The following is a 19,810-nucleotide window of genomic DNA, read 5'->3' on the forward strand; positions in this document are numbered from 1 at the left end:
CGGGTCTTGGGTGCGCTCGCCAAGCCCAAAAGCGGTGGTGGGAGATGTGGGGGTGACAACGCAATCCACCTTTCGGAAGGCCTGCGCAAATTCTTCGCGTAGCAGCGAGCGGACGCGCTGGGCTTTGTCGTAGTAGGCCTTGTAGTGGCCGGCCGACAACACAAAGGAACCCAGCATGATGCGGCGTTGAACTTCGGGGCCAAAGCCGGCACTGCGGCTCATTGCGTAGGTCTCCTCCAGGCCCACGCCAGCCACGCGCTCCCCAAAGCGAAGGCCATCAAAGCGGGACAGGTTGGAACAGGCTTCGGCCGTGCAGGTGACATAGTAGGCGGCCACGGCGTACCGTGTATGTGGCAGGCTCATTTCGACCACCGATGCGCCCTGCGCGCGAAGCTCATTTAGCATGCGGTCTACCGCGGCAGCCACCTCGCTGTCAAGGGGTGGCCGAAAGTATTCAGCGGGCCTACCGATGCGCAGCCCTCTCACCCCTTTGTGGAGCTCATTAAGCCAGGAACCTGGGGGAACCCGCGCGGAAGTGGCGTCGCGCCGGTCGTAACCGGCGATCACCTGCAGCAGCAGTGCGCAGTCGTTCACAGAGCGCGTCAGGGGTCCAATCTGGTCCAAGGAGGAACCAAAGGCAACCAACCCGTAGCGCGAAACACGGCCATAGGTCGGTTTCAACCCCACCAGGCCGCAGAAGGACGCCGGTTGCCGGACCGAACCGCCAGTATCAGAGCCGAGAGCCGCCCAGACCTCACCCCCTGCCACTGCCGCCGCCGACCCACTTGATGAGCCCCCTGGCACACGGCCCAGGTCATGCGGGTTACGCGTCGGTCCGTGGTAGGAAGACTCTCCAGAGGAGCCCATGCCGAACTCATCCATGTTCGTCTTGCCAACTACGATGGCCCCACTGCGCAGGAGGCGGGAGACGACGGTTGCCGAGAAGGGGGCGACGAACGCACGGAGGTGGCGCGAGCCGCAGGTGGTGGGCCAGCCGCGGACGTGGATGTTGTCCTTGATCCCTACGGCGAGTCCGGCCAGAGCCCCCGCCTTGCCCTTGGCCAAATGCCTGTCCACCACGCGAGCTCGGCGCAAGGCCTGCTCACCAAAGACCGTGATAAACGCGTTCAGCCTACTCTGCCCGATGCGGCTGAGGCAGTCCTCCACCACCTGAACGCACGAAACCTCTCCGCGGAGGAGCAGAGGCCTGAGCTCTGTGTAGTCGCGCGGCCATGAGGTAGGCACGTCAAAAACCGAGGCTGGAGGCAGACCTCACTCGCCATCCTGCGGCTTGCCCCCAGCCGGGAGCTGATCCTTAGTCGTGCCCTCTCCCTCGGGCACGTCCCTTACCGCCTTGCGGAATTCGCGAATACCCTTGCCCAAGCCTTGGGCAAGTTCAGGCAACTTGCGCGCGCCAAACACAAGCAAGATTGCAAAAAGAATGAGCAGCAGCTCCCAATGCCCGATCATGCCAGCCAGCATGGTAACCTCCGGGTTCTATCGTAGTTAGGACTTGGTCTTTTCGCAAAAGACCACTTAGTCCTCTGTCCTCTTAACCCTGCAAGTCGTCATCAACATCGCCTACGTTGAGCTCCTGTTTGACCTCCTCTGCAGCCTTGCGAAATTCCTGGACAGCCTTGCCTAAACCCCTGGCTAGCTCCGGCAGGCGCTTCGGTCCAAACAGGATCAACACGGCAAACATGATGAGCACCAACTCCCAGGGCCCAATTGCTCCACCGAACACGCTTGCTTACCTCCGTGCCCGCGCTACCGCAGCATCCGCAAAATGTAGGCTGCGATGACTATGCCAAACACCCCACACGCGTTGATGGAAAGACGCAAGCCAACCGTAACACTGAGCCACTCTGTTCCAAGGGTGGTGGGGTTCAGCGTAATAAGGTTCGCGCTCCGTGTCAAGAACTCCTTGACAACCCCCTCAGGAACCAGCATACCCACCAGGTGCCCCAGAATACTCCCGATCACTGCCCCCAGGAGCAAGACGAGTGCATACAACCCCAGAGGCCGTCTTCTCATAGCCCATCCTTCTCGTATTGTTCTTTCTCTCTGCGCGCATGAGCCTTACGCCCGGGCGCCCGTAGACCACGCACCAAACCCGCGACGATGTAGACCATCATGAGCGGGAAAAACACATACCTGGGGAAAAAGGGAATTGTCACCAATCCGAACAGAAAGATCGCCAGATTGCGCGAATTTGCCGCGCCGCGATTGAAGGCCAGCGCCGGCATCTTGTCGTACGGGAGACGACTCACCATCAGCAGGCACACGGCGGCCATCACCAACGGCAGCAAGCGGAACCTTGCCACGGCTGATGGCAGCAGAGGGTCAAGCCAGATGAAAGCACACACAGTCAGAGTAGCCATTGGCGCAGGCAGTCCCACGTAGAACTGACTGCTTCCTGCGGCGCTCAGCACGTTGAAGCGGGCCAACCGCAGACCCGAACAGAGCACGGGCATAAAGCCGAGTACCGCCCCAGCCACACCCATCTGCTTAAGAAAAATCTCGTAGCTCAAGACCCCCGGCAAAACGCCGAAAGAGACTACATCCGAGAGCGAATCCAGTTGCAGGCCAAAGTCGCTTCCTTTACCCGGGCGCGCCAAACGCGCAAACTTGCCGTCGAGCCCGTCAAAAATGGCGGCCAAAAACGCCAGCCACAGCGCACGTTCCCACGCACCATGTGCGGCCGAGAGGATGCCCAAAAAGCCGCACAGCATGTTGAGCGCGGTGCACACGTCCGCCAGGACGGACCACCTGTCAACTTCCCAAGCTCGCAATAGTGCTCTCTCCACCTCGTACCTTTTGCCCCAGCTGCACGTGTATGGCCGCTGCCGCCGGCAGTTCCAACTCTACCCTGGAGCCGAACCTGATGATGCCGATCTTTTGACCGCGCTCCACTTGCCAACCCTCGCGCAAGTGGCAAACTATGCGACGGGCCACCACTCCGGCAATGAGCCGCATGAGCAAATTGCCCTCTTGGCCACCAATGCCGATTATGACCTGCTCGTTGACGCGTCCCGCTTGGGCGCGCATAGCCGGGGTGAAGCGTCCTTTCTGGTAGCGAAAATGGCTCACAGAGCCGTTGAGTGGCGCGCGCACCACATGCACATCAAACAGCGACAAAAATATAGCGATGCGCCACACCGGTCCGGACAGGAACTCGCGCGCCTCCTGACGCTCGATAGCAACAATCCGCCCATCGGCAGGACTAAGCAGCAGGCCCTCTCCCTCTGGCGGGGTGCGTTTGGGGTCTCGGAAAAAGTACACCACAAGGCCTACGCCCGCCCAAAGCACGCAGGCCAGGACAGCGAGGGCAGGCGCCCCACTGACCAGCCAGCCCGCGCTGACCACCGCCGCCATCAAGGCGCAGGCCAGCACAGTGCCTATCCCCTCTGTGGCCACGTCCACCTCACGAGCGTCACCCTTGGCCCGCCTGACCCAGCACGCGCACCAAGAAGTCCTGGTAAAGCTGCTCTGCGCGCACCGGATCGGCTACCAGATAATCTCTATCCAGACGCTGGCCCGACTGAAGATCTTGTAGTCGGCAGGTGTCCAGGGAGATTTCATCCCCCACCAGGATCTTCCCCTTCGCACGGCCAAACTCGAGTTTCACGTCCAGGAGCTTTAGATTCCGACGCAGGAAAAAGTCCCTGAGCACCACATTGATCTTCAGCGCCGTGCGGCGGATGTGGCCCAGGTCGCCGCCGGAGGCGTGGCCAAATGCCACCACGTGGTCTTCATTGAGCATCGGGTCGTGACGCTCGTCATCCTTCAGATAGTACTCGACCACTGGATGTGGCAAGTCTTCGCCTTGCTCGACACCAAAGCGCTCGCCCAAACTGCCCACCGCCACATTGCGCACCACCACTTCCACTGGAATGATGTCCAGCCGCTTGACCAGCATCTCAGTGTCGGACAGGGATTTGACAAAGTGAGTGGGCACATGGTAGCTTTCCAGGTAACGGAAAAGGTGCGCGGAAACACGGTTGTTGACCACTCCCTTTCCCTTGACCGTTGTCGACTTGGCGCCATTGGCAGCTACCGCGTCGTGTTTGAACTCCTGGATTAACAAATCTGGGTTGTCGGTGGTGTAAAGGCGCTTGGTCTTGCCTTCGTAGAGCTTCTTGTCTTTTCTCAACGTCTCCTCCTGCTTCTCTAATCCCATGCGCCACGGTGTTCACACCAACCCGAGGCGCGCAAAGATATGATCGACGTGGCGTAGGCTGTAGCTCAGGTCGAAACAGCGCTCCACCTCTTCCGCAGGCAACACGCTGCGCACCTGCGGATCGTCCATCACCATCTCCTTGAAACCACCCCCACTGCGCCAGGCCTTCATCGCATTTGCCTGCACCCATTGATAGGCCTGTTCCCTGCTTACCCCTTTGCCCACTAGGGCTAACAGCAAGGCTTGCGAGAAGATCAACCCGCCGGTTTTTTCCAGATTGGCGCGCATGTGTTCGGGGTAGACCAGCATTCGGTCTACCACTTCTGTGAAGGTGGCAAGCATGTAGTCCAATGCGATGGTGCTGTCGGGCAGAACAACCCGCTCCACGCTGGAGTGGCTGATGTCCCTCTCGTGCCAGAGTGGCACGTTCTCCAAGCCAGCCAGGGCATAACTCCGCACCAAGCGGGCCATCCCTGCCAGGCGCTCGCAGGTAATGGGGTTGCGCTTGTGTGGCATCGCTGAGGAGCCCTTCTGTCCTGGCGAAAAGTACTCCTCAGCCTCGAGAATCTCGGTCCGCTGGAGATTGCGCAGTTCCACGGCAAACTTTTCGATGGAGCTGGCGATAAGGGCCAGCGTGCAGAGGAATTCGGCATGTACGTCACGTTGGACAATCTGGGTGGAAATCGGCGCCGGGCGCAGACCCAGTCGCGCACAGACCATCTCCTCCACGCGTGGGTCCAGGTAGGCGAAGGTGCCCACGGCTCCCGCAACCTTGCCCACCGATACAGCCTCAATGGCACGCATCAGGCGCTCTTGGGCGCGGCCCAGCTCGTCGTACCAGACGGCAAGCTTTAGCCCGAAGGTAATGGGCTCTGCGTGCACCCCATGCGTTCGGCCAATGCAAGGGGTGTGCTTGTGCTCTATGGCACGCCGGCGCACCGCCTCTCGCAGATCCTTCAGGTCGTCCAGCAGGACCGTCCCTGCCTCGCGCATGAGCAGGGCAAGAGCGGTGTCCAGCAGGTCCGACGAGGTGAGCCCTAAATGCAGGTACCGCGCCGCGTCGCCCACGGACTCGCCTACGTTGGTCAGAAAAGCAATGACATCGTGTTTGACCGTCTTTTCGATCTCGGCGATGCGCGCGACGTCGAAGCGCCCCTTGCTCCGTATAGTCTGTGCGGCTTCGCGAGGAATCTGCCCCAGCTCGGCCATCACCTCGCAGACCACCGTCTCCACTTCGAGCCAGGTGGCGAAGCGGTGCTCATCGCTCCAGATGGCGCCCATGCGCGGGCGTGTGTAGCGGGCGATCATGCGCACCTCACGACGAACGCGGCGGACGTTCGAGCCTGACCTGGGCATCGAAGACGCGCCCCTGCCTGAATACCTTTAGCCGCAATGAATCTCCAGGGCGCAGGTCTTGTTCGCTTATGATGGACATGATCTGGTCTGGCGTACGCACCGCCTTGCCATTGACTTCCAAAATGACGTCACCCGGTTTGAGGCCCGCACGCTCCCCTGGACTATTGTTGGCCACATCGGTCACCACCACGCCACGCTGCGCACCCAACCCCAGGGCAAACGCCACCATGGTACTGATCTCGTCCACCTCCAGCCCGGTCCAGAACTCGCGCTCCACCCGCCCCTTCTCTCGCAACTCGCGCACAATGCGCTTGATGGTATTCACGGGGATGGCGAACCCGATGCCGATGTTGCCGCTCATGTCCCGGCTACCGGAGATGATCCAGGTATTCATGCCGATCACTTCGCCAAGGCTGTTGAGCAAGGGGCCGCCGCTATTGCCACCATTGATCTGGGCGTCGGTCTGAATCATGTCCTGGTAAAGCCGACCGTTCTGCTCGCCAAAATCCATGTTCACATTGCTCACCACGCCCACGTTCACGCTGGGCTCAGAATTGATGTTGAACAGGCCAAAGGGATTACCCAGCGCGATGACCCACTCCCCCCTAATGACCTCATCCGAATTACCCAGCGTCACTGTGGGCAGGTCCTTGCCGTCGATCTTGAGCAAGGCGATGTCGGTAGTGAAATCGCTGCCCACCAGCTTTGCCTGGTACTGCTTTCCCCCCCACAGCGTGATCACAATCTCCACCGCATTGTGCACCACATGCTCGTTGGTGACGATATAGCCGTCTGGGGAGATGATGAAGCCGGACCCTAGGCTCTGCACTCGCTCTCGGTAACGACGCGGGTAGAAGAAATCCCAAAAGGGGTCATCCATGAACATGCGGCGGGTGTATTCGCGCACCTGGATGACGTTGATACCCACCACCGCCGGGCTCGCTTTGGCCACTGCTCGCGTAATTGCATTTTCGCGCGAGGCGGTGATTTGCCATTGGCGAAACAGCGCGAGCGAATCGTGCGCGCTGTTGGTCTGCGCTGCAGTCTCGGTCACCTCGATGACATGCGTGGACTTGGGCGCAGGCTGGTCCTGCCCACAGCGCGCCACTAAGAGGGTGGAGGCAACAAACCCTGCCACGAAAAAGGCCGCACCACGCGCGGTTTTGCCCATGATCGTCGTCTCCTTGTTCGCCAGAGCAGGCGCCTACTCCTTGGGGTAGCCCACCGACTGTGCCATGACCACCCTCTGGTCTTGCCGCAAACCCATCTTCTCCGCTAAGGCCGCTTTGTCTACCATATTCCGCACCACAGTAGCCAGTCCCTCCGAGGCACAGAACAGGTAGACATTCTGGCTAATGAAACCGGTGTCTGTGGCGGAGTAGAAATCTTTCATCTCTTCTGAGGCGCGACCCATCTTGGCCCGGTCGGCCACGAAAATCAAGTTAACCGGTGCCTCCGCCACAAAGCTCTGGCGTCCAGTAGCGGCTCTCAAGTCCTCTTTCAACACCAGTTCCAGCGCGTGGTCCTTGGGATTGTACAGGTAGAGCCCGTCGGCCAAAGCCACATACACGTCGATCTCCTGCATGTTCATGGCAGTGGGCGCGGTTCTCTTGCCCGATTCAGGCCGATTGATGCCGCATGCAGCCCAAAGCAAGTTGGAAAGTACTTGCAGCGGCAAGGGCTTGTTGCTGAAGGAGCGGGAGCTGGCCCGCGCCTTTAGGGCAGCCATCAGCGGCATACCCCCTTCGGTCTGCGGCGGGGGGAGCTTGATCGGTTCGCCACCCTGCACCATTCCGGCCAACGCCATGACGGCGCCAATAGAAAGCAATACCGCACTCTGCAGACACCACCTTACCATGACGCATCCTCCTTGCCTATTTGCCCGCTCAACTCTCTTTTTTGCCTTCTTCCGCCGGTTCGATGTGCACGATGACTTGAGTAACCTTGGGATTCTGCGCTACCACGCGGTTCCGCACCGAGCGGGCGATGTCATGCCCTTGGCTGACAGTGAGGTTTGGGTCGACCTGGATGTGGACGTCCATCTCCACCATCTCGCCCACCCGCCGCGCCCGGACCGCGTGAAAGCTGCGCACACCTGTGGTCTCCGCAACCGCTTGCGTGATGGCACCCAGCGTCACGCTGTCAGGTGCGCGGTCCATCAGCTCGCTGCCGCTGCTCCAAAGGATTTTGGCAGCCAGCACTACAAGAAAGGCCGAGAGGATCATGGCCGTCACATGGTCTACGAAGGCCCATCTGGGGCCGCCGAAGGTGACCACGGCCAGCCCTGCAGCCGCGGTGGCTGAAGCCCAGGCATCACTGCGGTGGTGCCACGCGTTGGCCACCAATGAATTGTCCGAAGCCTTTATGCCCACACGCCTGGTCAAGTGATACAGCAGTTCCTTAAATGGGACCGACACCGCCGCGACAATAAAGGGCAGAAGGCCTCGCACGGCGCTGTGGGTCTCGCGCACGGTAACCACCGCAGTGTAACCGATCCAAAGCGCGGCTGCAAGAAGGGCTGCACCCACGAACAACGTGGCCAACGTAGTGGCACGCCGATGACCGTAGTTGTGGCATTCATCTGCAGGCCTACTGGACACCCGCAGGCCTGCCAGGACTGCCACATCGGTCGCCATGTCCGAAATACTGTGCAATCCGTCCGCCAAGATGGCCTGGCTGTGGAACAGCGCTCCTGCTACAACTTTGGCGGCCGAAAAAAAGACATTAATGCCAAGACCAAACCATGTGACACCCGAAGGCGTCACTACCTTCGCGAAAAACCTACCCGCGTGAGTCATCGTTCCTGCACTCTCCCGGCCGAGGCGCTGTCTCCGACGCCCGCCACGTGGCACAGTACTCAGTATCCGCTGGTATTCTGCCCGGCGTCACTCGCTCTCTCACCCATCGTCCATGCAATCCTATCTCCCTGGCTGTCAGCGCAAAGTGGCACATGGCAATCCCCATGTCCACCCGCTGCAGGTCTAGAGCGCCCGGAATGCGGTATCCTTTAGTCCTGTGCAAAACCATGTGGAAACTGGACCGAGCCGGCTCCCACCACACACGCCAGGGCTGACGGTTCGACGCCGAAGGGGCCAGGCGCAACATTTCTAGCGCCAGCGCATAGCTGCCAACCTCTTCGGGAGAAAGCGGGCTCCCTGTTTCTGCGGAGAAGAAAAGCTCGGCCCACGGCTTCCGTGTGGCCGATTTTGCCAGCCGACGAAAGGCTGCATCAACCAGAGTCGCGCCGACCTTCGCATAACCCAGCGGGCTTACCGCCGGGAGAAGCTCCCCTTCCCCCAACTGCACCGCCCTGGCGAAAAGGCTACGTGCGAAAGTTCCGCCCAACCAACAAGTGGCCACCCCCAATTCTGTTGCCTTCAGTATCGCGGCTTCGAAAACAAAACCAAAGTCCTCCAGCTCCATTGGGCCATGCTGTACCGCCCCAACCAGAAAAGCATGCGCCCCTTTGATCACCCCATACGTTCCCCATCTGGCACCAAACCACTGGCCCGGCTCCAGCTCCACCAGCCCAAGACGTACCGCGTTGCCGAACGGACCCTCTCTTGGATCTCGTAGCCACGTGGCGAGCGCCTGCTGCACCTCAGGGGCTAAGGGCCTGCCATCGAAAGTGCGACACGAACGGCGTGCCCTTATTAGCTCGACGACGGACCGCTGGTACCTGGCCTCCCACGACCCCATCAATGCACCCCCTCTGTGTTCGCCCTCGCGATCTCCCCGTTTTGCCTGCTAAAGATAGCAAAAGTTGGTCTCATTTTCAATCATCTTCTGCTTGCTTCCGCAATAAGACTTACCAGCGTTCGTAATGAACACGTCCCTCCTTGTACCGCTCGGCCCCGCCGATTGGCTCACCGGGATAGCCAATGGCAACGATGCACAGAGGCATGACTTCGTCCGGCAGGGCAAACAGCTTACGCACGCCAACCACGCGCTCCTCGCGTGGATAAACGCCCACCCAGACGCCACCGAGGCCCAGGGCATGCGCGGCCAGAAGGAGGTTCTCTGTGGCAGCTGCACAGTCCTGCACCCAATATCCTGCGTGTACTTCCAACCGGAGATCTGCGCACACCACCACCGCCACGGGAGCATGAAGTAGCATCTTGCCGTGAGGAAGAAGCTCAGCCAAGGCTTCCAGCGTTCCCCTCGCCCTCACCACCACAAAATGCCAAGGCTGTTGGTTGCCCGCCGAGGGAGCCGACATCGCCGCCACCAGTAGCTTGCGAACCACCTCCGGCGGCACGGGGCGACTGGTAAAAGTTCGCACACTCCTTCGGGTTATGATCGCCTCATATGCCTCCATGATACCTCCGGACCAGAAACTGACACGTGCACCCCGCTCGCGCTACAACAACCGTCCTGACCTAGCGTTCGCAGTCACTTCCTCACCACCCAAACACTCCTGCAAGGGTGCGATGGAGTGTTCCGCAATGGTTTGGAAATCGAGCCCGAGTGAACCCTACGCCTTGACGGCATGCGGAGCTTCCTCCGTGCCTCTCTCAGAGCCCATGGCGACTTGCCGTCGAGGACGGTCGTCGCGCTCAGAGCCACCACTCCCGTTCCTGCGCACCGCTATCGCGACCTGCAACAGCAGTCTCTCACCGTGTATGCAGTACCGAGGACCGCTGCATCACGGGCGTCCAGCATCTTGCACCTGCACCTACGAAGCGAGCACTTGCCCAGAAGTAGCATCGACGACCGCCGTGCCCCCGGCCGGCAAGTCTATGACAATAGATCTGCCCCCGCGCAACCGCACAGCGCGCCTTCCCCCTTCTTTGCTGTGGACGCAGATTAGGCCGTTCCCAGCATAGAAAACATCCCCGGCCCCTCCGTATATGTGCGCCCCAGCCTCGGCGAAAACCCTCCTCATCAGAGCCGGACTCACAATGGGGAGAGCGCAGTACCACCGCACGCTTCCCCCCACCTCTTTGCGCACAAAAGCAGGGCGCCTGCTGCTCCGCAGGACACCAAGCACGGAGCAGTGAGGGTCGTCCACTGCGAACATGGGCACCAGAGCCTCCACGTCCAAGCGCAAGCGCTCATCCGGCCAGCGGGGGTCAGTGACCTCAACCTCTGGGTGTTCCTCCTCCACCCTGCGCACCCTTATCCCCGTTGTCTCGCCCATAAAGTCCTCACTCAAACAAACCTGGTCGCAGAATCCAGGCGCGTAGAAGAAGACCAGATGTCGGTTTTCCCCAGCCACGCGTGTGCACACAAAGGCCCGCTGCGCCTCGCTCATGACGAAGGTGTTCATGAAGACCACCACGCGATACTTTCTCAGGTCAATGCGGGGAAGATCGGCCACGTGCACCTGGTCACAGACGATGCCGCTCAGGTATATCGCCAAGGTGGTCTCATCCATGAGGGTCCGGCTCACCGGGTCCGCCTGCGGAGTAGAGGCAAGAAAGTAGAAGGCCTCGGTGTCGTACACCACGAGCACGTCGGCTTCGCTCTGGAATTCCTCGTGGAGGCGTGAGGCGAAGAGCCCATGTAGTTTCCTGATTTCTTCCGCCAAGATGGGGTGGTCCCACCAGCCGGCATTGGCGAACCCTACGCCAAAATCGTACAGCCACAGACCGTGGCCGCGAGTCAGGGTGGCAATCAAGTTCCGCCGCAGGAGAGCCACGCTCAGCTCGGCCGATCCGCGGTACCCTGGCATCAGCGGGTCCCACACCAAATCGGGCTTCTGGTCCATCTCATCTAACCAGAGCTTGCCGTGCAGGCGGCAGCTTTCCAATAGGCTGCGAGAGCGGTAGGCCCCACCCGGCTCAGTGGAAAAGGGGAAATAGCATTGAGGTCCGCTGAGGTAGTCAATCCACGGGGACTCCAGTATGCGCATGAACTCCAGGTGGCCGCCCGGTGCCTGGCGGCCGAACATAGGGAACATGTACCCGTAGAAGGTACCGGTCACTATTGGCCGAGGCCAATTCTCCTTTACCAAGCGGCAGAAGTACTCGATGTTCTCAGCGACCAGCTCCTGCTGACAGCGATAGTAATCCACGACCTGAAGTTCTGCCTGCGGCAGGCGGAAAACGCCCGCACCTGTCCGCGCCCGCGCTTCGTGCCCAGGCACCTCGGCGGTCTCGAAAGTAGTATGGGGATTCCTCCACGCGTGCTGCAATGCACGGTCATTGCCGTAACGAACCTTGAGCCAGCGACGGAAATGGCGGGTCATCGCCGGACCCGCATCTGGCTCGTTGTGAAAGAAGCCCCAGTAGTGCCATTCGCCGTACACGCCGCAGGCAATGTGGATCCCCGCAAGAGCCTTCCCCTCCTCCGAGCCGGCCAGCTCCCGACAAAACCGAGCCACTTGTTCTCCGACCTGCTCCCGCCATAGCTGTGAGGCAAGACTCACTCTATTCACAGGGCTATTGTCAAATTCGATAATGCGGTGGAGCCCCTCTTCCCTTTCCACAGTCACCGGCACGTCCGCATAGGCGGTCCATTCTTCCGGGTGGTCCTTGCTCCACCAGCGCGGGGCATTGACGTGCAGGCGCAGAAACACGGCGGCCTCTGGACATGCCTCCAGCACACCGCGGATCTGCCGGCGTGCCAGCGTGAGGTCGAAGCGACCTGGCGCCAACCACACATGCTCCAGAAACAGGTCGACCTGGAAAAGACGAAAGCCCAATTGGGCGAACATACGCAGATTGTGCTGCGGCACTTCCTCCCAGCTCCACCGGCCCCCTGGAACGTCGGTGAGGGCATACAGGAGAGGCGGGTAAGGTCCTCCGTTGAGGAAAAGCGTGGGTTTCCCCTGGTACCACCGAACCTCTGCGGCGAGGGGACGTGAGGTGCTGGGTGAAGAACGCCTTGAGCTTTCGCGGGTCATGAATGCCCCTACAACGTGCTCTGACCTGGCTGTTCCCTCAGCATGGTGCCTGGTTCTCAGGTGCGGGGATCAGGACAGAGGAAAGCGCGGCTGCTATCCCGGCTACTACGAAAGTCATCACTCGTGCCGTAATGACCTCTTCCAGGCCGGTACGAATCCAGACGACGGTAAAGACCACTCCGACCACGATGGTGATGAGCGCGGCGCGCGCATGGAAGCGCCGGCTAAACAGGGTGCCCAAGATCACGACAGAGAAAGTGCCTCCGATACCCGCCCAGACATAGCCAACGAGGCTGTAGATGAGCCTGCTGGGCGAAACGTACGCCACCGCCAGGGCAATGGCCGCCAGGAGCCCAGTGATCACCCTGGCGTGCATTAGCCTCTTTGCCTCGCTCTGTGGGGCCCGCGCCTGGAGTGGCTGGAGCAGATTTTCCGCCAGCTCGGTCGAAGCGACCAGCAGGAGGGAATCCGCCGTCGATATCATGGCTGCCACTGCGCCCACAATCAGCAATGCGGCAAGAGGTGGAGGAAGGAGCGCACGCAACACCGCCGGCATCACGTGCTCGGGGTCCGGCAACTGGTTGGGGCCGAAGAGAGCCAGCCCGATCCAACCTATGCTCAGCGCGCCCGCGTACGCCAGAATCGTCCAGGCAAGGCCGATCCATCGCGCGCGGCGTGCCTGCGCTGCGTCGCGAATCGCCATGAAGCGCAGGGTCAATTGCGGCTGTCCGCCCAAGTAGCCGAAGAACCAGGAAAGGCCGCCCATGACCGCGATGCCGGCTGCCAAACCGCCCATAGCACCGGTCAGCGACTCAAGGCCTCCTCCTGCCCGCGCCAGCGCCTCTGGTACACTCCGCGCGTACACATCGCCGCGCCCGGCGATGGCCACCAACCCTACCGCGGGGCCCACGAGAAGAGTGGCAATCATTATCAAAGCTTGCACCACATCGGTGTAGACCACGCTGCGGAACCCGCCGTAAACGCAGTATGGGGCGATGATGAGAGCGGTGAGTAGCATTCCCCACCGCTGGTCTAGGCCGAACAGGGTGTTGAGCACCTTCCCGCCGCCCAAAAACTGCGCCCCGACGTAGAAGAAGAAAAAGAACACGATGGTCAGACTGGCCACGCACCGTATCGCCCCCTGCAGTGGGCTGTGCCTCCGTGCCACATAGTCGGTAAAAGTGCGCACTTGGTAGAGCTCGGCTTCCGCGCGGAGCCGCCACGAAAGCAACGCCCAAGCGACCACGATCCCTGCTACACACCCCACCGCCGTCCATATACTCACCAGACCCTGGGCATAAGCAAATCCGGGCAGACCCAACAATGCCCAAGACGACTCGCCGGTGGCTCGCTCCGAGAGAGCTGCCACCCACCCGGGAAGGCGCCGCCCGGCTATGGCGAAGTCAAGCCCACTACGCACCCTCCGGCCCTGATAAAGACCCCACACAACAAGGAACACCAGATAGGTGACGAACACCACCACCATTTGCGTCTGTGCCGTCATCGAACCCTCCTGGACGCTCTCTCACGCCTTGCGCGTCGCGCAAAGGCCGCCCACCCCCCATGTCGCCCCGTCTCCCCCTTCTCTGGCTCATGATCGACTACCTCTGAAGACCCCCTTCTTCACGCGGACGGCTGAGGGTGAATCCCCTGCTCATTGATCCCGTGCACATAATAGTCCGGGTCATCAATGAAGCTGAGGAAGATGACGATGAATGCAAGCGCAGCCTCGATCATCAACGGCTTGTCTTGATACAGGTTCTGTAGCTTCTCCTCAAGTGCCACCTTGTCCGTGTCGCCGAACCTGGACATGAACAGGCCGTCCAGACGAGACCCAGGCATAGGGAGCGTGACCGCGTCAATGCCGCCGTGGCGCACATATTCCATCGTCTCCATCATCAGAGCACGCACCTGGTCAATAGAGGTCTCGTGGTAGGCAATGATGTGGAGGATGATGCGCTGTGCCTCTTTCATGCTGGCCCGCGCCAGGGCATCGAACAGCTTCCGGACCGGCTCGTCATCCCGCCACAGTCCACGCTGCCGCATGATTGACATGAGCACCGTGTTCTTGAATAGCTGGTAAAGGCGATGTGCGCCGTTGAGCGCAGAAGGGGGAGGATGAGGCTCCTTGGGATGATACCCCCGAAAGTAGTTGGCAAACAGCAGCTGGAATACGGTCTCGAAAAAGTCTACATCCTCGAGCGGGTCCTCAATGTCAATGCGCATATCCAGGGTATTGTCAAGACGGTCGGCCAGTTTGGCGCGGATAGCCTCCGGGGTCCGAGCCGCCTGCGTAAAGAGCCTCCCTACGTACTGGTAGTAGCTTTCCTCTGGCCTCCGGGTAAGCCACTGCAACCGCTCCATGAGAAACCAACGATCCACCTCATGGAGCCTCGCCACGGCGTTCTGGAGCTGCTCATCCAGCCTCGACCAGTCGCCAGCTGCAAATTGCGTGGGGTCGATGTCTTCGAAGCGGTCGTGCAGGAGGATTGTGCTGAGCTCGAGCACATTGGGCTTTTCCAGTACACGCGCCAGCAGGGCGGCGGAACGGAGGGGGTGAATGATCATTGGCAGGCCCAACCGACGGCGCTGCGCTCCATACATCGCGTACAGGGCCTCAAGCACGCCTCGCAGGGCCTCCCATGCGCCAGCCTCGAGCTGCTTGGTGCCCACAATGGTGCGCAAGAGCGCATTCCAGTTGGGCCCGCGGGCAGCGAGTTGGTAGTTCAATACTGCCGAAAGCTTGAAAAACTCAGAAAGATCGTGCAGTTCCATGCGCACCTGCACTCGTCAGTCGTCAGTCTACCGCGAACGTGGCGGCGTGCCCTGCTGTGCTCGCACCTTCTCCCAATCCTGCAAGAAGCGCTCAATGCCTATGTCCGTGAGAGGGTGTTTCATGAGCTGTTCAATGACCTTGAACGGCACTGTGGCAATGTGCGCCCCCAGGAGCGCCGCCTCCACCACGTGCAATGGGTGCCGAATGCTGGCAACCACTACCTCGGTGTCAAACCCATAGTTGCCGTAGATGGTGAGGATGTCGCTGATGAGGTCCATCCCCACGTGGCTGATATCGTCCAGCCTCCCCACGAAGGGGGAGATGAGATTAGTCCCCGCCTTGGCCACCAAGAGCGCCTGCATGGGGCTGAAGATCAGCGTGGCATTGGTGTGGATCCCTTCCGCCCGCAGCTGGCGAATCGCCTTGAGCCCCTCGGTGGTAGCAGGGATCTTCACGTAGATGTTCTCATGAATAGCAGCCAGCTCGCGGCCCTCCCGCACGATCCCTTCTGCCTCCAAGCTCACGACTTCAGCGCTTACCGGGCCGTCGACAATGGTGCAGATCTGAGCAAGGATCTCTCTCGGGTCGCCTTTCTCCTTTGCCAACAGCGTGGGATTGGTCGTGACGCCGTCAAGTATGCCTAGACTTGCTGCTTCTTTAATCTCCGCAATGTTGGCCGTGTCGATGAAAATCTTCATAGCACCTCCGTTCCGATGAGTCCCTGACAACAGTAGCATCTACAGCACTTCTTCTGGATATATCACCCGCATGAGGCACAGGCCGTGTGCAGGAGCGCTGGGTCCAGCTGCCCGACGATCGCGCGCCTGCAGCATCTGCGCCACCCGCTCTGGGGGAACCTTACCGCGTCCCACCTCCACCAGAGTGCCCACAATTGCCCGCACCATCCCATGCAAGAAGCGGTTCGCGGTGATATCCAGCCAAATCTCCTCCCCATCCCTAAACCACTCCAGCTCCTGGACACAGCATCGGTAGTGCGGCAGGTCCGCCTCGGCGCGGCAGAAGGAACGAAAGTCCTGCTCTCCCAGCAGCGGTTGGGAGGCCTGGCGCATCCGCTCCAGGTCCAACTCACGAGGATAGTACCACACGTACTGCCGTCCGATGGCCCGCGGCTGAGTACCGATGCGGTACCGGTAGGTGCGCGCCACCGCGGAGAATCGCGCATTGAAAGCCGGAGGCACCTCGCACACTTCCCGCACTCTGATATCTGCCGGCAGCAAAGCGTTCAGTCCCAGGAAAATCTTCCTCGCCTGCAAGCGCCTGGAGGTAAAAAAGTTAACCACCTGTCCCAAGGCATGAACCCCCACATCGGTCCTGCCCGCTGCGGTCAGGTCCACGGGGTGCTGGAGAAGTTGCTGAAGAACACGCTCCACCTCTCCCTGCACTGTGCGCAGAGCCGGTTGCCTCTGCCACCCGCAAAAATCGGTGCCGTCGTACTCCAACACCAGTTTCAGATTGCGCTCCATTGTGGTTCACAGGCACATTGCCAAGGCCAGTAGCCCGCCGCTCAACACCAGCGCCAGATAGTCCACCGGCTTCAGGCGGAGGAGATGGTAGCAGGTGCGCCCCTCCCCACCACGGTAGCAGCGCGCATCCATAGCCAGCGCCAGCTCGTCGGCTCTGCGGAACGCAGAAACAAAGAGCGGCACCACCAACGGCACCACACTCCGCGCCCTCTGCACTAGGCTCCCCTCAAAGCTCGCTCCTCGCGACACCTGCGCCTTCTGAAGGCGGTCGGCCTCCTCAAGCAGGGTGGGCACGAAACGGAGGGCAAGCGACATCATCATGGCCAGCTCGTGTACCGGCACCCCCAGCCGGCGGAGCGGGCGCAGAAGTCGCTCCAGACCGTCGGTGAGCTCGATGGGTGAGGTGGTGAGCGTCAGCAGTGCGGCCATCACCACAAGCAATCCCAGACGGAAAGAGTAGAGAAGCCCTTTTTCCACGCCCTCCCAGGTCAACTTCCATCCCAGGACCGGCAATCTCACCAGAGGCGTACCGCCCGTGAAGAAAGAGTGCACCACCATGGTAAGGAGGAAAAGCCAGACAAAGGCCCGCAGATTCCGAAGGACCAGGCCAACAGGTAGCCGCGCTGCCACCACGAGTGCTACTGCCAGCATCCCCCATGCCACCGTCAGCGGCAGGCTGTCGGTCAAGAGCAAGCCGCTCATAAGAACCACGCTGGCCACCAATTTGGCCCGCGGGTCAAGGCGGTGCACAAGGGAATTGCTTGGATAGTACTGCCCTAACGTGATGTCCTGCAAGACCGCCATGCATTTATCTCCGCCATCGGTCGCATGGCAATATAGCGCATTTTCCCTTCAAAATCAAACAAAAACTGAGATAGCTGCGCGGCCGCAGCCTCGGCGTTGGCTTGTAGGGGGGTATTCGACGGGCAACCAGGGCAATTCCGCCGGGGAGCTCAAGGCGGGATCAGGCCCGGAAATACTAGGCAGGAAGCTCGGCGGCACTCTCCACCAATCCTAAAAGAAGAAGCGCGGTCCAATGCGTGCGCCGAAGATGTCGTCCCACTCTACAACCACCTCCCATCCACACAGTTGCGGCACTGGACCGCGCATTACTCTCAGGGCCTGGATGCGGCGTCTCTGTTCACGAACCAGAGTTGGTAATTGGCGCGCACCACTAAATGTTGACAGCCCTTTCCCCAATTTGGCCATATATCGATTTTCACGGGCAAAATATATGGCTTTTCGGCACAAAGTCAAGAGAAATTTCCGCCATCCCAGAACGAATAGTTTTTTTTCTACTGTCCAGCCCTTCAAGTGTGCAAATGCAAGACACCGCGGAATGGGTCTTGCCCAGACCCAGCGGTTGTTCATTTCCTGGCCAGTGCCGGCTGAGCGCCGAAGAACCTGACGCCACCTGAAAGCACGCAAGCATCGAGAGATAGAGCGATTTTTCCCTTGACTATTTGCCTGTTTTGTTTTATACTACAAAGGCTTGCTCCGCGTGCAATAATCACCCGTGCGCGACGGTAAGCATCATCTGAGCATCACCAGGAATTGCGGGCAGAAGGGAAGGTAGTCTGCTCGTTCGTGTGGAGAGGTATGGTGCACACACTGACAAGTCTTGTCCAGAATGCGGCTCGTAGAAGCAGCGAATCGACGGCGCTGGTCTTTAACGAACACAAGATCGAATACGGACGGCTTGAGGAAGCGGTTCGTCGCCTGGCCAATGGGCTCAAAGGGCTTGGCGTTGGTCCTGGCGTGCGGGTTGCCTTGATGTTACCGAACCTGCCGCACTTTGTCATTAGCTACTACGCCGTATTGTGGGCTGGTGCGACGGTAGTGCCGCTCAGCATTCTGGTCCGGCGAGAGGAATTGAGCCAGATTCTTGGCGAGACCAACGCTCAGGTGTTCATCGCCTGGGGAGGATTCAAGAACACGGTGCTGGCAGCGGTGGAGGAATGGGGCCAGCCTGTGAAATTGGTCTTCCTGGCAGAGCGCATCCCTGTGGATTCCCAAAGCCTGACGCACCTCATTGCCCAATCGACGGCCGAGGGGGAACCGGTTTCTGTAGCAGAGGATGATACGGCGGTGATTGCCTACACGGCGGGGACTACTGGGCCACCGTTGGGCGTGGAGCTTACGCACCTCAACCTCACTTCGGCGGCAAACATGTGTCGCACCATGCTTCGGCTCACTGCCAAAGACAGGATCATGGCCGTGCTGCCGTTGTTCCATCCTTTCGCGCAGGCAGCAGCGATGAACGCGGCCATGGAAGCTGGTGCGCAATTGGTCATCCATCACCGTTTCCGACCGCGCGAGATTCTCACTTCAATAGCCCAAAATCAAGTCACCTGCATGGCGGCCGCTCCGGGCATGCTCCAGGCGCTGCTGGACACGGCACAAGAAGGCGACGACCTCTCCTCGCTCAAGTACTGTCTCACCTCCGGGTCGCCGCTTGCTGAAGAACTCCGGCAACGGTTCGAGGAGCGTTTTGCCAACACTCTCGTCCTTGCCGGCTACGGCCTCACCGAAGCAGCAGGCCTCGTCACCAGCAACCGACTGGACAGGGAGCGCAAGCCCGGCTCGGTGGGTCTGCCCATGTTGGGAGTGGAGTTAAACGTGGTGGACACTGAGGGGAAACCCTTGCGGCCGGGGCAACACGGCGAGATCGTGGTCAAAGGGCCGAACGTCATGAAGGGCTACCTGAATCGCGAGGAGGACACCTCGAGGGCCCTGCGCGATGGGTGGCTCCACACTGGGGACATCGGCTTCGCCGACCCCGACCACTACTTCTACGTGATCGCCCGTAAGAAGGAGATCATCTGCAAGGGAGGGTTTCATATCTATCCGCACGAGATCGAGCAGGTGGCACTGAGCCACCCTGCCGTGGCCGAGGCCGCGGCAGTGGGCGTGCCCGACCCGGTGCACGGCCAGGAGGTGAAGCTCCACGTTGCACTGAAGCCCGGTGCAGAGCTTACCGCCGAGGAGCTGAGCGCATTCTGCGCAGAACATCTGGAAGTGTACAAGCGCCCCAAGAGCGTGCAGTTCCATCAGGCACTGCCCAAGACCCCCACGGGGCGCATCTTGCGGCTCCAGTTGGCCGCAGCGACAAACAAGTAGGAGCGCGTCCGTGCAAGACGCGCAGCTGGCCTATCACTGCAATAAGG

General features: G+C 60.4%; 20 protein-coding genes. 1 reads left to right on the forward strand and 19 read right to left on the reverse strand.

What is annotated here, in order from left to right; translation table 11 throughout:
* The 19 genes from gatA to ONB25_12935 form a co-directional block, all read right to left on the reverse strand.
* The coding region (gene gatA / locus ONB25_12845) for an Asp-tRNA(Asn)/Glu-tRNA(Gln) amidotransferase subunit GatA (GenBank protein MDZ7393772.1) at positions 1-1,245 on the reverse strand (1,245 nt) is incomplete at its 3' end.
* Positions 1,246-1,272: 27 nt separating this feature from the next.
* A complete protein-coding gene (tatA, locus tag ONB25_12850) occupies positions 1,273-1,482 on the reverse strand; it encodes a twin-arginine translocase TatA/TatE family subunit (protein MDZ7393773.1) in 210 nt (69 codons plus the stop codon).
* Positions 1,483-1,552: 70 nt separating this feature from the next.
* A complete protein-coding gene (locus ONB25_12855) occupies positions 1,553-1,744 on the reverse strand; it encodes a twin-arginine translocase TatA/TatE family subunit (protein MDZ7393774.1) in 192 nt (63 codons plus the stop codon).
* Positions 1,745-1,767: 23 nt separating this feature from the next.
* Positions 1,768-2,034 (reverse strand): hypothetical protein, encoded by a 267-nt coding sequence (locus ONB25_12860; protein MDZ7393775.1) that lies wholly within the window; start codon positions 2,032-2,034, stop codon positions 1,768-1,770.
* Positions 2,031-2,792: a CDP-diacylglycerol--serine O-phosphatidyltransferase gene (gene pssA / locus ONB25_12865; protein MDZ7393776.1), complete on the reverse strand. Its 762-nt coding sequence runs from the start codon at positions 2,790-2,792 to the stop codon at positions 2,031-2,033. The genes ONB25_12860 and pssA overlap by 4 nt, the downstream gene beginning before the upstream one ends.
* The gene (locus ONB25_12870; GenBank protein MDZ7393777.1) at positions 2,773-3,423 is read right to left on the reverse strand and encodes a phosphatidylserine decarboxylase; all 651 of its coding nucleotides are present in this window, start codon (positions 3,421-3,423) and stop codon (positions 2,773-2,775) included. The genes pssA and ONB25_12870 overlap by 20 nt, the downstream gene beginning before the upstream one ends.
* A 10-nt stretch (positions 3,424-3,433) precedes the next feature.
* Positions 3,434-4,153 carry a phosphoribosylaminoimidazolesuccinocarboxamide synthase gene (locus ONB25_12875; GenBank protein MDZ7393778.1) on the reverse strand — a complete coding sequence of 240 codons (720 nt, stop codon included), beginning with the start codon at positions 4,151-4,153 and terminating at the stop codon, positions 3,434-3,436.
* Between the two features lie 39 nt (positions 4,154-4,192).
* Positions 4,193-5,488: an adenylosuccinate lyase gene (purB, locus tag ONB25_12880; GenBank protein MDZ7393779.1), complete on the reverse strand. Its 1,296-nt coding sequence runs from the start codon at positions 5,486-5,488 to the stop codon at positions 4,193-4,195.
* Positions 5,489-5,495: 7 nt separating this feature from the next.
* Positions 5,496-6,707: a trypsin-like peptidase domain-containing protein gene (locus ONB25_12885; protein ID MDZ7393780.1), complete on the reverse strand. Its 1,212-nt coding sequence runs from the start codon at positions 6,705-6,707 to the stop codon at positions 5,496-5,498.
* Positions 6,708-6,740: 33 nt separating this feature from the next.
* Positions 6,741-7,328, reverse strand: coding sequence for a SagB/ThcOx family dehydrogenase (locus ONB25_12890; GenBank protein ID MDZ7393781.1), 588 nt, complete (start codon positions 7,326-7,328; stop codon positions 6,741-6,743).
* Between the two features lie 94 nt (positions 7,329-7,422).
* The gene (locus ONB25_12895) at positions 7,423-8,334 is read right to left on the reverse strand and encodes a cation diffusion facilitator family transporter (protein ID MDZ7393782.1); all 912 of its coding nucleotides are present in this window, start codon (positions 8,332-8,334) and stop codon (positions 7,423-7,425) included.
* Positions 8,318-9,235 (reverse strand): nitroreductase, encoded by a 918-nt coding sequence (locus tag ONB25_12900; GenBank protein ID MDZ7393783.1) that lies wholly within the window; start codon positions 9,233-9,235, stop codon positions 8,318-8,320. Before ONB25_12900 ends, ONB25_12895 begins: the two co-directional genes overlap by 17 nt.
* Positions 9,236-9,344: 109 nt before the next feature.
* The gene (locus ONB25_12905; GenBank protein ID MDZ7393784.1) at positions 9,345-9,854 is read right to left on the reverse strand and encodes a nitroreductase family protein; all 510 of its coding nucleotides are present in this window, start codon (positions 9,852-9,854) and stop codon (positions 9,345-9,347) included.
* Between the two features lie 357 nt (positions 9,855-10,211).
* Positions 10,212-12,215, reverse strand: a complete 2,004-nt coding sequence (locus ONB25_12910) for a beta-galactosidase (GenBank protein ID MDZ7393785.1) — start codon at positions 12,213-12,215, stop codon at positions 10,212-10,214.
* A gap of 205 nt (positions 12,216-12,420) precedes the next feature.
* Positions 12,421-13,887 carry a sodium/proline symporter gene (locus ONB25_12915; GenBank protein ID MDZ7393786.1) on the reverse strand — a complete coding sequence of 489 codons (1,467 nt, stop codon included), beginning with the start codon at positions 13,885-13,887 and terminating at the stop codon, positions 12,421-12,423.
* A 119-nt stretch (positions 13,888-14,006) separates the two neighbouring features.
* On the reverse strand, positions 14,007-15,158 hold the full coding sequence (locus ONB25_12920; protein ID MDZ7393787.1) for a hypothetical protein: 1,152 nt from the start codon (positions 15,156-15,158) through the stop codon (positions 14,007-14,009).
* A gap of 27 nt (positions 15,159-15,185) precedes the next feature.
* A complete protein-coding gene (fsa, locus tag ONB25_12925; protein ID MDZ7393788.1) occupies positions 15,186-15,857 on the reverse strand; it encodes a fructose-6-phosphate aldolase in 672 nt (223 codons plus the stop codon).
* Between the two features lie 39 nt (positions 15,858-15,896).
* Positions 15,897-16,643 (reverse strand): tRNA pseudouridine(38-40) synthase TruA, encoded by a 747-nt coding sequence (gene truA, locus ONB25_12930; GenBank protein ID MDZ7393789.1) that lies wholly within the window; start codon positions 16,641-16,643, stop codon positions 15,897-15,899.
* Between the two features lie 6 nt (positions 16,644-16,649).
* Positions 16,650-17,447: an energy-coupling factor transporter transmembrane protein EcfT gene (locus ONB25_12935; GenBank protein ID MDZ7393790.1), complete on the reverse strand. Its 798-nt coding sequence runs from the start codon at positions 17,445-17,447 to the stop codon at positions 16,650-16,652.
* Positions 17,448-18,242: 795 nt separating this feature from the next.
* On the opposite strand from ONB25_12935, the gene ONB25_12940 reads away from it, so the two are divergent.
* The gene (locus ONB25_12940; GenBank protein MDZ7393791.1) at positions 18,243-19,763 is read left to right on the forward strand and encodes an AMP-binding protein; all 1,521 of its coding nucleotides are present in this window, start codon (positions 18,243-18,245) and stop codon (positions 19,761-19,763) included.
* Positions 19,764-19,810: the final 47 nt, after the last annotated feature.

It is taken from the genome of candidate division KSB1 bacterium (assembly GCA_034506335.1).
GTDB lineage: Bacteria > Zhuqueibacterota > Zhuqueibacteria > JANLFK01 > Oleimicrobiaceae > Oleimicrobium.